Raw genomic sequence first — 14740 nt, forward strand, 5'->3', positions numbered from 1 at the left:
GGCAAAAAACGAGTTGATGTTGTTGTCGTTAACCCCAACACCGATTTAAATGTCACCCTGCGCTCGGCTCTAGCACTGCGCTAGCCTTTTTTCGAGCCGCTGCGCTAGCCTTTTTTCGAGCCAAGGTGTTTTATCTCGTTGTCTCCAAAAATAACGCTGTAGGGCAGGGTATACCCCTGCCCTACGTTTGTATAAGCGGTAAAGACGTTGAACGCAATGTCTCTACAATCTTTATAGGTTTTCTAAAAATTTTCCTGTTAGAGAGTTACGCGCTAGGCTTGCCTACACCGGGATTTGCCTCTTTCTTAACTTCAGGCACAATATCCGGGCGCTCTTTATCTTCCCAACCCACAGGGCGCTTAGAGTTATACCACGCAACGGAACCGATACTTACAGCGGCAATAAAACCTACCGCGTACACAGCAGTAGCAGAGACTGGAAAATGGGGCGTATTCGTAGCAACTTCCATCAATAAATGCATTCTTTGTAACCCTCTTATCGATTTTTGGTTATCGTACCAAAACTCAGGGGATCGTCTATCACCCCTGAGTTTGATCCCCATTGTTTTCGCGATCGCGCTTGAGAGTTAGGAAGTTGTTCTAATCGTTCCTAATTTTCCTTCCGCGCTGCTGGCGGAGCAGGAGGTGGGGCGGCATCCGCTGTTCTCCTCGGTGCCCGTGGAGCGGTTGGCGCAGAATTGTAAGTTCGTCTTCTCCTTGGCTGTGCAGTGCTAGAAGTAGAATCTGATGATGCCCTTCTGCGAGAACGACGCTGAACGGGTGCCGACTCCTGAGAGCTTGTGCTTGCTTGGCGACGAGAACGGCGGTAGCGACGGCTGCTGTTGCTTGAACTCTCTTGGCTTTGAGAATTTGTACTTACTTGGCGGCGAGAACGACGGTAGCGAGGTCTAGATTCTTCTTGAGGCTGGACTTCTTGGCTGCGACGCCGTCTCCGCCGAGGCGCGCTCTCGGAGCTTTGGACGCTGCTAGTACGGTAGCGTCTACGGCGGGGAGTTTCTTCGCTAGAGCTATCATCGCTATCTGTAGCCCGACGAGATCGGCTACGCCGGGGTGTGTCATCGTCGTCGCTGTTTTTGGAGATGATGCTTCCAGAGAAGATGCTTTTAGGCTTGATGGGCTTGATCGTGAGCTGGGCTTTACGTCCTTCTAGCTCGGTGGGTCGATCTGGGAACTTCTCGACCGGGATATCTTTGACCACTTCCGCCATGAATTTATTCCAGGTGTAGGCGGCTGTACTACTCGCGCCCCAAGTCGGTTTGTTGTCATCGTTGCCCAGCCAGACACCCGCAACCATTTGGGGGATGTAGCCAATAAACCACAGATCGCGTGCCTCATCCGAGGTGCCCGTCTTCCCAGCAACAGGTCGATCGTCTAGAGCAGCGGCGCGACCCGTCCCCTCATTCACGACACCCCGCAGCAACCAGGTCATAATCGCAGACGTATCTTCTTGAAGGACACGGTCGGGCTTAAACTTCGCTTCGTAGATAACGTTCCCGCGTCGGTCAAGAACGCGACGAATGCCGTAATTTTTGGTATGCATCCCTTTTGTCGCAAAGGTGCCATAAGCACTGGTGAGTTCCAGCAGGTTCACTTCAGAGGCACCTAAGGCAGTGGAATAGGTCGGCTTCAGTTCTGATTCAATGCCCATTTTGTGGGCGACATCGATCACCGTATCCCATCCCACATCGACCAAAACTTTGACAGCAACAGTATTGATTGAGCCAATCAGGGCATCACGCATGGAGATCCAGCCCCGGTACTCTTCGCTGTAGTTTTTGGGGGTATAGCCGTCTACTTTGTAGGGAGCGTCCAGGTAGCCGCGATAGGGCGTGAAACCGGCAGCCATTGCTGTCGTGTATACAAACGCTTTAAATGTCGAACCGGGCTGGCGCTGTGCCTGAGTAACGCGATTAAACTGTTGCTTATAAAAATCTTTTCCCCCGACCATTGCCCGAATCTCGCCGGTACGCGGATCGAGCGCCACAAGGGCGGCTTGCTCGAAGTTTTGACCGCGACCGCTGTTTTCAACGGTTTCGATAACGGCCTTTTCCGCCGCTTCCTGCCATTCTGGCTTCAGGGTGGTTTCTACTGTTAATCCTCCAGCCTTAATCGCTGCTGGCGAGACGTGCTTGGGCAGTTCTTGTTGGATGTATTCGGTGAAATAAGGGGCAAACCTTTCAAGCCGCTTAGGACGGCTGGGTTTTGTTATCAGGGTGTCAGCGATCGCTTTCTCGGCTTCGGCGGCTGTAATGAACCCTGCCTGCTGCATCTGTTGTAATACCAGATTGCGGCGCTCTTTAATCACTTGTGGATTTTTAATGGGCGAATATTGATTGGGTGCTGGTGGGATGGCGGCAAGTGTCGCCATTTCCGATAAGGTTAGTTCGTACACCGGCTTAGAAAAGTAAACCCAAGCCGCATCTGCCACGCCATAAGCACCTTCTCCCAAATAGACCAAATTTAAGTAACGTTCTAGAATTTGATCTTTGGTGTTTTCATTTTCGATTTTTTGAGCGGTTCGGACTTCCTTCAGCTTGCGCCAGACGCTACGCTCCTGATCGAGAAAAACCATCCTCGCCAGCTGTTGGGTGATGGTACTACCGCCTTCTACAACATCTCTTGCTATCAAGTTAGAAAAGGCTGCCCTTAAAACTCCCTGGTAATCAACTCCCTGGTGTTTGTAAAAGCGTCTGTCTTCTATCGCAATGAAAGCTTGAATTAGCTGCTTGGGAATTTTGTCAATTTTGAGGGTTTCGCGAGTCGCTGGGCCGATTTGTTGAAGTATTTTGTTGTTTGAGGCTTTGATCGTCAAAGTCTCTGGTCGCATCAAGGTTAAGGCATCGCTGGTATCGGGTAAGCTACTCTCCAGCGACCACGCAGCAGTCAAAAGCGCGATCGCTCCTCCTCCCACACCTAAACCAATCCAAAATCGACGCTGATGATGGAGTGGGTTTTCTCCAGTGAATGGCTTCTTGACAATTTTAGGAAGCTCCTGAGTGGAGAAGCGCTTCAGCCGCAAGAGATTTCGCTTCAATTCCCGACGATGTCGTGATGCGTCTGCGTGTCCTTCGTCTTGTTCCTTGCCATCAATCGGAGTATCGACTGGTTCTTCTTTATTACCTACAGGAGTCTCGACTGGTTCATTTGACACCCCCGCATTGAACTTGCCTGATAAATCCTTCAGTCTTGAGATGAACTTGGTCACGTCAACTCCTCAATCACCAAAAACTTCTGGCGCAAAATTCCCTGCTTATTGTTGCCTATTTTATGGCTTGAATCCGGGATCTGTGCCTACACAATGTGAACTTATTCGCTTTTTGTCATATTTTTATTTTTTTATTCCGTCAAATAATATACCTAAAGTCATCTAGCTCCAAGCTTTGTTCTAGACCTTGTTGGTTGATAGCTTAAGTAACTTCAAGAAATGGGGCAAATCTCAAGGCATTTTCTACCAAACTCCTAATTATCAGCTTCTTGCTCTCTGGCTGAGCTTATTAGAGGAGCGGACGTGGTATTTGATAAAAATCTAGCTTTGAGAGGAGCGGGTTAGCGCTGAAGTCGGCGATCCCCCCTGAAAAATGTTTGCCAAGAACATTTCTCAGGGGGATCGCTTTTTGGGAACTTATCTGGAAAACAGTAACTTCGGTTTGTAGCTCAAAATATCCTTCCTAAGACAGATGCACCCGGTGGGATTAGTATAAGCGATCGCCCTTCTGATGCCAATCCATCATGGACAATTTGCTTAACGTTTGTGCGTAATCTTCAGCCACCAAGCAGATAAATACATAAGTTATGAAGATTGCGACCAAAACTACTGGGTGCAGTAAGTTCTGTCAGTCAATTGATTGTTGATTTTATTTCGTTTTGGGTTGCTGTATTACCGCCTTATCGAGGTCAAGCGATGTTAATTGAAACAATTCTGACCGATCCTATACTCTTTCTAAGAATTATCATCCTGGTTGTGGCTTCAGTGACGCTACACGAACTCGCTCATGGTATAGCTGCTTTAAGCCAAGGTGATGACACCCCGAAAAAAAGCGGACACATGACCTTGAATCCAGTGATTCACATGGGATGGGAGTCAATTATTTTTCTTTGCATTGCTGGTATGGCGTGGGGACAAATGCCTATCAATCCCGCACGGTTTCGCCATAAGAAAATTAGCAATATTTTGGTTTCCATCGCTGGTCCTTTGTTAAATCTAGGCTTGGGCATTCTGTTTCTTTTGATTCTCAAATTGGATTTCAGCTTGTTCTCAACAAGAATTCTGAGTTCTGAATTTCTCTACCTGGGTGCGTCTATCAATTTGAGCTTGTTTCTCTTTAATATGCTGCCTATTCCTCCTCTAGATGGGTTTCATGTATTCAGTGAATTTTTCCCGTCATTAAAACCTTTAGAAAGTAGCCCTTTTGGATTATTAGCTTTAACAATCCTCTTGGTTAGTGGTTTTTCTTTAGGTCTGGGTTTTATCGCGAATGCAGTCATCTGTGCGGTTGCTCCCTCAATGCAGGGATGCCAAGTTGTATTTTAGATGGATGCACTGCTTCCATCAGACTTTAGTCTGCGTCTATACAGAATAAGCCTGCGGACGCAGGCTTATTGTTTTCTGGTCAATTCCGGATTTGAGATTCATTGAACACAATCTCTATTAACGAACTGCGTTGGCGGAGCCTGCGCGTTAGCGCTTAGACGCCTTAGCGTTCGCGAAGCGGCGCGGATGCGCGTTAGCGCTATAGGACGCGAAGAAAGAGAAAGAAGAGAGATTACAAATCACTTCAGAACCCCGACTTCTTAAAGAAGTCGGGGTTCTCGCATTCACGAATCATATAGGACTGCTATAGTTAAATCTTATCTATAATTTTTTTTGCAAATCAATTGGCAGTAGCATGGATTTTGTGACGGGTTTGGGATTTTTGGCGGCAACTTTGACCACTGTAGCTTTTTTGCCTCAATTGTTTAAAGTATGGCAAACAAAATCAGCCAAAGATGTTTCTCTAGAAATGTTGATTATTTTCTGTTCGGGAGTTTTTTTGTGGTTGGTGTACGGTTTTTACATTCAGTCTTTTCCGGTTATTGCTGCCAACTTGTTAACCTTAATTTTTAATCTGATAATTTTATCGCTTAAAATTAAATATGAATAAGATAATATTTTAAGGTTTTATTTGCCTGTGATGTCTGGAGTTTTTGCCGCAGAACGTCTTTTATTTACACCCGCGACGCCTGACACCGACGCCATCCGGACTATATTTGCCTTCCCGAATGAGTACAGCGTTGGCATCACTAGCCTCGGCTATCAGGTGGTGTGGGCGTCTTTGGCAATGCGCTCCGATCTTGAAGTCAGCCGCCTATTTACAGATACTCATGAGCCGCTGCTGCGATCGCCTGAATTAGTCGGATTTTCCCTTTCTTGGGAATTGGATTATGTCAATATCCTCAATTTGTTGGAATTGCTAGAGATTCCGAATCGAGCATCTGCGCGTGATGACAATCATCCCCTCGTATTTGGGGGAGGACCCGTATTAACTGCCAATCCAGAACCTTTTGCTGACTTTTTTGATGTCATTTTGCTGGGAGATGGTGAAAATCTACTCGGCAATTTTATTGATACGTATAAAGAAGTTAGAAACGCTACCCGACAAGCTCAACTAAGGCGTTTGGCGCAAGTACCAGGAATCTATATTCCTAGTTTGTATCAAGTTGAATATCACTCGCCGGATGGCTCCATCCAGTCAATTTTGCCCGTAGATGCGGAGATTCCCGCCGTCATTGAAAAGCAAACCTATCGGGGAAATACGCTTTCCGCTTCCACTGTGGTGACAGAGAAGGCGGCGTGGGAAAATATTTACATGGTGGAAGTGGTACGGAGTTGCCCGGAAATGTGCCGCTTCTGTTTGGCGAGTTATCTAACATTGCCGTTTCGGACAGCGAGTTTGGAAAGTTCGCTAATTCCAGCCATCGATCGGGGATTGGCGGTGACGAATCGGCTGGGATTATTGGGGGCGTCTGTTACGCAACACCCAGAGTTTGAAACCCTTCTAGATTATTTGAGCCAGCCAAAGTACGACGATGTCCGCCTCAGCATTGCTTCGGTGCGGACGAATACGGTGACGGTACAGCTAGCTCAAACTTTAGCAAAACGAGACACGCGATCGCTCACCATTGCCGTTGAAAGCGGTTCGGAACGATTGCGGCAGATTATCAATAAAAAGCTGACGAATGAAGAAATCATCCAAGCTGCAATCAATGCCAAAGCAGGTGGATTAAGCAACCTCAAACTCTATGGAATGGTGGGAGTTCCGGGGGAGGAACCCGAAGATTTAGAAGCAACTGTGGCGATGATGCGATCGCTCAAAAAAGCCGCACCTGGATTACGCTTGACCTTCGGATGCAGCACTTTTGTCCCCAAGGCTCATACGCCGTTTCAGTGGTTTGGAGTGAATCGGGATGCCGAAAAGCGGCTGAAAAGCTTAGAGAAGCAATTGCGCCGCGAAGGGATTGAGTTTCGACCGGAAAGCTATAACTGGTCAGCAATTCAAGCTTTAATATCCAGAGGCGATCGCCGACTTTCCCATCTTCTAGAACTGACACGACACTACGGCGACTCTCTAGGCAGCTACCGCCGTGCCTTTAAAGAACTGCGAGGACAACTGCCGGATCTCGATTCCTACATCCACGCCAGTTGGTCGTTAGAGCAAGTTTTGCCTTGGAGCCACTTGCAAGGGCCATTATCAGCCGAAACCCTACAGAAGCATTTAGCCAGTGCTACAGCCCATTTTCGGGAAGCTTCACCCTGCTTAACCTAGCCTACAAGGGGATTACGACCGTAAGGACACGGATCAGCCACTTCTGCCATTTTATGAAAACAGCGATCGCACAGATGTAGTTGTTAGAAAGTCCAGTGAGACTCTAAGAAGAGTTTTATTCTCCCAAGGCAGGCTAACAGATGGTATTCGTAAAACCTCAATTTAATCGTAAATTTGCTTTTAAACTCACTCTAGTAGGTGCAGGAGCGCTTTTGTGCTTGATTCCCTCTGTAGAAGCGATCGCCAAAACCGTAACTTCCACAGGTGCTGCGGCAGTTGAACCAACTGTTTTGGCAGCTCAACCGCAAGGTCGCACCCAGCGGGTTCGATTTGCAAAAGGGAAAAGCTCAGCAGTTGTAGAATACTCAGTCGTGCGAGGAACGAGAGATATTTATCTGCTGGGTGCCAAGGTACGCCAGAAAATGACGATCGGCATTACCTCTCTTGAAGACAACGCTGTTTTTGATATCGTAGCTCCGAATGGGCGAATTATTGCACAAGAGGCAACTAGCTGGAGCGGCACATTGCCTAGAACCGGGGACTATAAGATCGTTGTTGGCGGGACTAGAGGAAACGCCAGTTACAGAATGCAAGTGGGAATTAAATAATCATTCAATTTATCAGATTTTCCCCCGCCGGACGCTGTACTGGCAGGGGAATTTTTTTATAGATTGAATAGATTCACCAACAAGTGACAAGCAGATGTTAAAACTAGCTTTGGCGGGTGCAGGAGCCTTTTTATTCCTGACCTCTTCGGTGTACGCTGGAGAACAGAGTGCCAAGAGCGATCGCTTTGAGTTTTCCCTGCAAAACATAGCAGAAATTTTCCAGGTTCAACACTTATCAACTTCCGACTCGATTGAACTCGCTCAACTTCTGAATACCCGCTGTCCACCGAATACCTCTTTATACCGTGCTGCTGAAACTAGAAATCATTTCGCCCATATTTGTGCGGCTAAGGGGGGTACTTTAGTCTTTGTTGGGGGTGCCAAAAATGGAACCCAAAACAGCATTAATGTGACGATTCCTAGTAACAGTAGTGGTCAGTTTGTTGCTGTTCAAGGTAATACCCGTTATATTCTTACCCAAAGCCAGCTACGCATTATTCAAGGGAATCAAACCATCGTTAATGAAAGAGTGTTGCGATGGACTCAATAACGATGATTAGAGGAATAAATTAAATGCAATCAACATCTGAGTATTTTTGTGCCTATTGCGGCGAACCAAACGTTACATTTGTTGACCTAAGTGCTGGGGGTCAGCAGTCGTATATTGAAGATTGCCAAGTTTGCTGTCGCCCAAATATTCTCTACATCCGATTTGATGAAGAAACCCTTGACATTGAAATCGATAGCGAATACGAAGGCTAAAAATCAAGTTTTATTACTTCCTGCCTAGTTTGCTCGCAAAAGATTTCTAGGATTTCTGGAAATGCCTTGCGCCCTTCTGAAGATGAAACTATCGACAAACAGATAGTTCCCAAAAAACAACCGTAATCTTACGGTTATTTTCTTACAAAGAAGGTCAAATCATGGTATTTACTAAACCTGAATTCAATTGCAAACAGGCTTTGAAATTAGCTTTAGCGGGCACAGGAGCATTATTATTCTTAGCACCTTCAGTAGGTGCTGTACAACTAACTGAAAAAAGTGCCGAGAAGGTTGCTTTCACTTCTGAGCAACCTGCATCTCAAGCTTTATCGACTTCCTACTCTATCAAACTAGCTCAAACAGAGGTAGGTTGTCATAGGGATGAAAGTACTTTCGTTGCTGCTGAAACGAAAAACTACTTAGTGTATATTTGCGGCGGAGATAATCCCCACACTTATGTCGGTTATGCCAAGAATGGGCGTGGTGGTATAACTGTTCCTCTTACTTCTTACAACCGTAATGTATTTACGGCTAAAAACGGTCCGTACACTTACACGGTGGACATGAGTAAGAGTCAGCTCGTTATTAAGCTCCCAAATGGCAGACGTTCTATTGAAAAGTTAATTAATAGTTTGGAGTAATACTATAGCAGCAACTCTCACTATTTAGTTGTTAGTTTTGTTTCAGGCATAATAGTGGGTGTTCAGCTTTTAGTTCTAGTACAAAAATTCATTTTTTCAGCTAATCCTTAAACAAAACAATTAGTCACTTGATTACGCTCTGTCAAAGGAAGAAAATGAAATGGCATCCGTGAAACTTGGATTGAATGGCAAACAAGCATTGAAACTCGCTTTAGCAAGCGCGGGAGCATTATTATTCTTAGCACCAAAAGTACAAGCAGCAGAACTCACAAAAAGTGCTTCCGGTGCAAGCGATCGCCCAATCCAAATAGCTGCTTCTAACGATTGCATCAACGACATCGCAGAAGGTTTCTCTGTCGAAACAACCAATCATTATGTAGGGATTTGTTACACCCGCCAAGGTACCTTCTATGTCGGTCGTGCGAAGAATGGCAAAGGTAGCATTCTTCTCCCTGTCTCTTCTCCAAAGAGGAATGTTTATGTCGCCAAAAACGGTCGGTACACTTATACTCTAAATCTGAATACAAATCAGCTAATTATTACCTTGCCTAATGGCAGACGTTCTATCGAAAGGGTAGTCAAAATTATCGATTCCTAATTTTTTACCTGATGACTTTTTAATTTTGATTGAATCCCTGCCTTTTCACACCCAAATGAGGACATTTGGGTGTTTTTTCACGATTACGAATGAGTTTCCCGCGTCTGTCCCTCGATGACAGCACTCCAGTCGTCGTTATTCACTGCCGCTTCTAGCTTTTGCTGCCTCTTGGCATCACTTTCCTCGGCATCTGCAAGATCCTTAGTGAGCGTGCTATCTGCCATCGCCTTGCGAAGTTTAAGCTTTTTCTCCTCATAGGCGTTGCGCTCTTCGGGCGACATGGCTGCTTTTGCAACTTCGCCCACCGTGCTAGCCCACATCTCACTGACCTCAGCGTTACCAGGCGGAACGCTGCCGAGTTTGGAAATCCACGCCTCTCGCAAATTTTCCATGTCCGTGCGTTTCGGGAACTTGAACGCCTGCACCCGCACAAACGCGCAAGTTTCTCTCCCATTTTGAGCGACATGACCATTCAGGGAAAGCAGCACATTCCGCGAGTATCCGATATATTGCGTCTGACGTTGGGTATTTAACACAGCGTACACCCCAGCAATTTTCGCATTCTGAACGCGATCGCACCAACTCTGAAGCGGTAGCACTTCAGTTCCATCGTTTTCGAGATCGACAGGAGTCGCTATCTCAGGGGCACCGTGTTCGTCGTCGGAGCTATACAAAAAGTCGTGCAGCCCCTGGTGCCCTTCGGGTACATTTTGGTGTTCAACGGGCACATTCTGGTTTGTCTCCACCTGAATTAGTCTCCATTCAATGAATTTGCTACCGGGAGTCAGCCAATCCTGGGATTTATCCACTCCCGATAACTTGTTTATAGTTTAGGGCGTGGGCAGTGGTGATTTGAGTCCCGCTTAGTATGACTTAGTTCAACGGGTGGTTTGCATATAGCTCAACAGCCAATTCGCCGCTGTTGCCCGACGAGTCTGCCTGGGACCAAATTCACCTAATTTGTAGCCTTTAAAGCCGAGTTGTTCTTTTAGTAGCTGCTTGTTTTCTGCCGGAATCGAGCGAGTTAGCTTCACCGTTGGTGGACGGTTCTCAATAAAATCAGGCGGTTGTGGATATTCATCTCGCCATTCTGGGGGAACTTCGCTCGCGTCCCATTGATTCGCCGCTGCGTCGTAGCGATAACCCAAGCATTGCCACACCAGTTGGTTCACTGTGGCATCATCAATTTCATCGTTCAGGATAGCCCAAATCGTTTCGGTATTCAGCGGCGGTAAGTTAGACATGAGAATGAACAATTAACAACAAAAGCTGTATCAATAAAATACAACTTTTTCCTTGACTAAATATCTCTGGAGAATTCCATTCGCACTTTTTACAAAAATGGTGCGCTCTCACGGCTGTTAACTTGCCAAAAGTTGATTTCTTCTGTTAAGCGTTGATTCTTCCTGGGTGTGCCACACGGGAATCTCAATACAAAATTCTGTTCCTTGTCCAGGTACCGATACGCAATTAAGCGAACCTTTGTGCTTCTCTACTACAATCTGATAGCTAATGGATAACCCTAACCCAGTACCTTTACCGACAGGCTTGGTGGTAAAAAATGGCTCAAATAATCGGGCTTTAACATCTTCATTCATGCCCTGCCCGTTATCAGCAATCCGCACAATAATCGTATTGGAAGAGGTCAGTTCTGTGCGAATCAAAATTTGACTGGGTTTGTTGAGTAATTCATCCGAACTGCGAACCCCCGAAATAGAACCTTTATTTGGGGTTTCGCTACTGTAACGCTCTAGCTCATCAATCGCATTACCGAGCAAATTCATAAATACCTGGCTCATTTGCCCTGGGTAACATTCCACCAAAGGTAAATCAGCATACTCTTTAATCACTTCAATTTCTGCATGGTTGCCATGTGCTTTTAGTCGGTTTTGCAAAATCAGCAGGGTATTATCAATCCCTTCGTGAAGGTTCACTTGCTGCATAACCTGTTCATCATTGCGAGAAAAATTCCGCAACGATAGCACAATCTGATGAATACGCTTTGCCCCTATTTCCATTGAAGACATCACTTTAGGCAAGTCTTCTCTGAGAAAATCTATATCGAGTTCTGCGATTTTTTCTTGCATCAAGCAGCTAGGATTGGGGCACTCTTGCTCGTAAAGCGTCACTAAATCAAGCAAATTTTGCACATAGTCAACTGCATAATTTAGGTTCCCATAGATAAAGCTAACAGGGTTGTTGATTTCGTGAGCCACCCCTGCTACCAAACATCCCAAATTGGACATTTTTTCTTTTTCAACGAGTTGGGATTGGACTTGTTGCAGGTCGTGCAAAGCTTGCTCTAAATGCTTTGATTGAGCAACAGCTTGGGCAGCGGTGGCACAACTTTGCTCGTAGAGTTCCGCTTGATGAATATTAAGGGCGAGTTGTTCAATATCACTTTCTTGTTGATATTGGCTCACCACTGCATCTAGAGCCTCAAGCAGGTTGCTAGAAGACTCTGTAAGAATGTAACGTAGATGCGGATTGTCTGAGGTTAGTTCTTCAGGGGTTGCTTGGGCGATCGCTCTTGCTTGCGCGATATATTGGCGTATGTGCTGGTCTAAATTTAGCGGTGGCTTAAAGTACATTGACCAAACAACGGGTGATGGTTGACCCGGTAGTTTCATCTCCGGATTGCCCTCGATTAAACCACTATGCGACCGTTCCATCAAATCCAGATCAGCTTGCAAAGTAGAGCGCAATTTCTCTTGCTCGGCAATATCTTTTGTACAGACTAGTCTTAAGGCGAACAGTGCCGTGCGTTGAGATAACATCCGCTGACGACCACTGATATTAACCACCGCTGCGTTAATTTCCCGCACTGTATTAATTTCGTTTAAATGTAAATAATTAGCCAAGACAAGTACCGGCAATAATTCAAATAACCTTAAAGATTGCGGAATTATACCATTAGCCGTTTTTTTTGTCATGGTACTTGTTAGATTTTTTTGAAGTGAAAAGCAAAAAAACCGCGAATCTACTGTATAGTCACGTAAATCTATGACTAAGTTCCAGTTTACTTGTAATTTAAAGATGCAGCTTTGACTTCCTCCGAATTGTTGCTTGGCTATTACTGAAAAACTATGAACCAAAGCGGTGCAAACTTTAGTGCATTTTTATACGGATCTAAAAAATTAGCGTCACTTAAAGGCCTTCGTGCATCTCAACCAGCTTCATCTCAGCTTCATCTAATCGTGAGAAGTTTCACAAACTCAGGACAATTTGCTGAATTCTATCTGCTTTTAAATTCATGGAATTGAGAAGATTGGGCAAGCCCTCAATCAAGAATTCCAGATCGATGGCTTCAGCTTTTTCCTAAGTTTCGGTTGTTGGGTTGGCGTAGTGCTGTTGATAGAGGCGTAAGATTTCAAGAAGGTCTTGGATATAATTATTGGTCTGAAGCAGGTTGCCACCGATAAAATTTACCGAGTCGTTAATTTCGTAGGCGATACCGACAACTAGACAGCCGAGGCTGGGCATTTTTTCGGTTTAAATTCAGTTGCGTTTGGGTTCGTTGTAACTGTTTTACTGACTACAAACAAGGCTTGGCGAGCAAAACGGGACTGGCAGTTCAAGAAGACTTATGTATACACAGTAGCCCAAAGAATAAAGAACCCCAAGAGATAGCTTTCTTGGGGTTCCGGGAAATTATGGAAATTTAGTGGACATGATATGACTCAGCAGCGGGGGAAGCGGGAAGTTTTTAGCGATTACCGATTACCGATTCCCTTTCCCCAACTCGGATGTGCGAATCATTCCTCAGCCTTAGCACCTAGACGGAGGAAGACTTTACTGCGGCGAACCCCGTCATCGCTGCCGTAGCTGCTAAAGGCAAGCGAATTTAGCTCGTTAAATAACGGTTTTGCCACCAGTTCCACTACTCTGACAATGGGCAGCTGACGCTCTAAAAACGCCTGACTAGATGCCCAGTCTAGATACAAATAGCCGTTATTTGGCTGGGGTAAAGAGGTGATGTTTGCCTGGAAGCGATCGCTCTTGACGAGAGAATTATCAGGAGCCTTAATCGCTTGATTCATTGCTTCGATCGAAGTGGTGAAAATCTCGTATTTGCCAATACTGGCGTGAACTCCTTTCACCTGTGCCTCTAGCTTGACTGAATCTTGGTCTTCACCCTGCTTCTTATCGGCAGTGGTTGTGAGTTGTGTCCAGGCAGAGATCGGTTGATTCTCCAGGGTAAATGAGCTAACGCTCAACCCTTGCTGTTTGGCAACAGCGTCTAGACGATCGATTGCCGCTTCTGCCTTTGTCGTTGCTGATTTCTCGGCGACAAAAATCCAATCTGAATCTTTGCGGTCGGCACGAGGTAGCATTCCTAAAGCGTACTCGCCTTGCACCCAACTAAAGATATCTTGCTTTAAATCAATGCCCCAACGAGCTTGGAGATTCGCGATGGGTTGATCGATCAGTTGGACAAGGCTATCATCGCTATCTAATCCAGAAGTGAGTTGAGTCCACAGTTGCTCTAAGTTACTACCAGAAGCTGCGATCGCTATTTTCTCTGGTAGATACTGCAACGCTCCGACTGGTTGAGATAGGCTGGGAGTTGTCGGGGGGATTTCCTGTCCGGTAGCCGCTAATAAAGCGGTTTCTGCCAGCAATCCTTGAGTTTTTGGAGAGATGGCGATGGCTAAACTCTCATAGGTTGGGTCAATTTCCATCTGTGAATTGTTCCCCAGCAACTTCGCCAGCGCGGGTAGATTCACATAAGTCAGACCAATTTTCGGCTGAGAGATGCTTTCGATTGCCCGCTGATAAGAAGTTGAATCGCTGAGGCTGAGATTGGGCGCTTGCACATTATTAATGGCTTCTTTCAGCACCCTAGGATTATTGGCAAACAACACAAAGCGATCGCCAACAACTGCGGTAGCAACCGAGTTTTGAGCTGAGGCGCGGTTTATTGCGTCTTTTGGCAATGCCGATCTATCGCGGTTGTAAAAGCCTTTATTGACCGCGTCTTGAGTTTTGACGACCGACTCTTGATTCTTATAAATCAGCTTGACACCTTTATAAGTCTCAAAGACTAAATCTGTCTCAACATTTGCTTGCTTCTGCCAGAACAAATCCACAAACTCGCGGCTGCGTTGCGGATTTTTGGTGGTGACAGCCAGTAGCAGCCCGCGCTGCTCTCCATTGTCACGGGTGCGATCGATATCTAAGCTGGTGAGAGCCAGCGTGATTTCATCCCCCAGCCAGGGTTGGATATCTCGGCGATAGTCCAGATCCGTGTTCGCGAGTAAGCTTTGTTTAAATTGGTTGAGTTCTGCACGCGATCGCTTGCGGTTCG

15 protein-coding genes are annotated in these 14740 nt (G+C 46.0%); 8 read left to right on the forward strand and 7 right to left on the reverse strand.

Annotated elements, in window-relative coordinates; translation table 11 throughout:
* Window positions 1-265 precede the first annotated feature (265 nt).
* A complete protein-coding gene (locus H6F50_RS13600; protein ID WP_190410367.1) occupies window positions 266-481 on the reverse strand; it encodes a hypothetical protein in 216 nt (71 codons plus the stop codon).
* Between the two features lie 128 nt (window positions 482-609).
* Entirely contained in the window at window positions 610-3225 is a 2616-nt protein-coding gene (locus H6F50_RS13605; RefSeq protein WP_190429106.1) for a PBP1A family penicillin-binding protein, read from the reverse strand.
* 594 nt (window positions 3226-3819) lie between these two features.
* On the opposite strand from H6F50_RS13605, the gene H6F50_RS13610 reads away from it, so the two are divergent.
* From H6F50_RS13610 to H6F50_RS13645, 8 genes are all read left to right on the forward strand, one after another.
* Window positions 3820-4551, forward strand: a complete 732-nt coding sequence (locus H6F50_RS13610) for a site-2 protease family protein (RefSeq protein ID WP_199292150.1) — start codon at window positions 3820-3822, stop codon at window positions 4549-4551.
* A gap of 355 nt (window positions 4552-4906) precedes the next feature.
* The gene (locus H6F50_RS13615; RefSeq protein WP_190410369.1) at window positions 4907-5161 is read left to right on the forward strand and encodes a SemiSWEET transporter; all 255 of its coding nucleotides are present in this window, start codon (window positions 4907-4909) and stop codon (window positions 5159-5161) included.
* Between the two features lie 27 nt (window positions 5162-5188).
* Window positions 5189-6823 carry a radical SAM protein gene (locus H6F50_RS13620; RefSeq protein WP_190429107.1) on the forward strand — a complete coding sequence of 545 codons (1635 nt, stop codon included), beginning with the start codon at window positions 5189-5191 and terminating at the stop codon, window positions 6821-6823.
* 140 nt (window positions 6824-6963) lie between these two features.
* On the forward strand, window positions 6964-7431 hold the full coding sequence (locus tag H6F50_RS13625) for a hypothetical protein (protein ID WP_190429108.1): 468 nt from the start codon (window positions 6964-6966) through the stop codon (window positions 7429-7431).
* A gap of 94 nt (window positions 7432-7525) precedes the next feature.
* A complete protein-coding gene (locus tag H6F50_RS13630; RefSeq protein WP_190429109.1) occupies window positions 7526-7981 on the forward strand; it encodes a hypothetical protein in 456 nt (151 codons plus the stop codon).
* 23 nt (window positions 7982-8004) lie between these two features.
* Entirely contained in the window at window positions 8005-8193 is a 189-nt protein-coding gene (locus H6F50_RS13635; RefSeq protein ID WP_190410373.1) for a CPXCG motif-containing cysteine-rich protein, read from the forward strand.
* 161 nt (window positions 8194-8354) lie between these two features.
* The gene (locus tag H6F50_RS13640) at window positions 8355-8834 is read left to right on the forward strand and encodes a hypothetical protein (RefSeq protein WP_190429110.1); all 480 of its coding nucleotides are present in this window, start codon (window positions 8355-8357) and stop codon (window positions 8832-8834) included.
* A 160-nt stretch (window positions 8835-8994) separates the two neighbouring features.
* Window positions 8995-9432 (forward strand): hypothetical protein, encoded by a 438-nt coding sequence (locus tag H6F50_RS13645; protein WP_190429111.1) that lies wholly within the window; start codon window positions 8995-8997, stop codon window positions 9430-9432.
* Window positions 9433-9515: 83 nt separating this feature from the next.
* Here H6F50_RS13645 and H6F50_RS13650 read toward each other — a convergent pair whose 3' ends face one another.
* The 5 genes from H6F50_RS13650 to H6F50_RS13670 all read right to left on the reverse strand — a co-directional run.
* Window positions 9516-10178, reverse strand: coding sequence for a GIY-YIG nuclease family protein (locus H6F50_RS13650; RefSeq protein WP_190429117.1), 663 nt, complete (start codon window positions 10176-10178; stop codon window positions 9516-9518).
* A 132-nt stretch (window positions 10179-10310) separates the two neighbouring features.
* Window positions 10311-10676 (reverse strand): DUF1823 family protein, encoded by a 366-nt coding sequence (locus H6F50_RS13655; protein ID WP_190429112.1) that lies wholly within the window; start codon window positions 10674-10676, stop codon window positions 10311-10313.
* 117 nt (window positions 10677-10793) lie between these two features.
* A complete protein-coding gene (locus tag H6F50_RS13660) occupies window positions 10794-12365 on the reverse strand; it encodes an ATP-binding protein (RefSeq protein ID WP_190429113.1) in 1572 nt (523 codons plus the stop codon).
* Between the two features lie 385 nt (window positions 12366-12750).
* Window positions 12751-12915, reverse strand: a complete 165-nt coding sequence (locus tag H6F50_RS13665) for a hypothetical protein (RefSeq protein ID WP_190429114.1) — start codon at window positions 12913-12915, stop codon at window positions 12751-12753.
* 272 nt (window positions 12916-13187) lie between these two features.
* Window positions 13188-14740: DUF3352 domain-containing protein (locus tag H6F50_RS13670; protein ID WP_190429115.1), on the reverse strand; the 1553-nt coding region annotated here is incomplete at its 5' end.

The sequence above is a fragment of the Coleofasciculus sp. FACHB-712 genome, assembly GCF_014695635.1.
Classification (GTDB): Bacteria; Cyanobacteriota; Cyanobacteriia; order Cyanobacteriales; family FACHB-T130; genus FACHB-T130.

Excerpts from the sequence above, each read along its gene's own strand:
- H6F50_RS13600 (WP_190410367.1), bottom strand. The coding sequence starts at position 481 with ATGCATTTATTGATGGAAGTTGCTACGAATACGCCCCATTTTCCAGTC.
- H6F50_RS13615 (WP_190410369.1), top strand. The coding sequence starts at position 4,907 with ATGGATTTTGTGACGGGTTTGGGATTTTTGGCGGCAACTTTGACCACT.
- H6F50_RS13625 (WP_190429108.1), top strand. The coding sequence starts at position 6,964 with ATGGTATTCGTAAAACCTCAATTTAATCGTAAATTTGCTTTTAAACTC.
- H6F50_RS13630 (WP_190429109.1), top strand. The coding sequence starts at position 7,526 with ATGTTAAAACTAGCTTTGGCGGGTGCAGGAGCCTTTTTATTCCTGACC.
- H6F50_RS13635 (WP_190410373.1), top strand. The coding sequence starts at position 8,005 with ATGCAATCAACATCTGAGTATTTTTGTGCCTATTGCGGCGAACCAAAC.
- H6F50_RS13640 (WP_190429110.1), top strand. The coding sequence starts at position 8,355 with ATGGTATTTACTAAACCTGAATTCAATTGCAAACAGGCTTTGAAATTA.
- H6F50_RS13645 (WP_190429111.1), top strand. The coding sequence starts at position 8,995 with ATGGCATCCGTGAAACTTGGATTGAATGGCAAACAAGCATTGAAACTC.
- H6F50_RS13655 (WP_190429112.1), bottom strand. The coding sequence starts at position 10,676 with ATGTCTAACTTACCGCCGCTGAATACCGAAACGATTTGGGCTATCCTG.
- H6F50_RS13660 (WP_190429113.1), bottom strand. The coding sequence starts at position 12,365 with ATGACAAAAAAAACGGCTAATGGTATAATTCCGCAATCTTTAAGGTTA.
- H6F50_RS13665 (WP_190429114.1), bottom strand. The coding sequence starts at position 12,915 with ATGCCCAGCCTCGGCTGTCTAGTTGTCGGTATCGCCTACGAAATTAAC.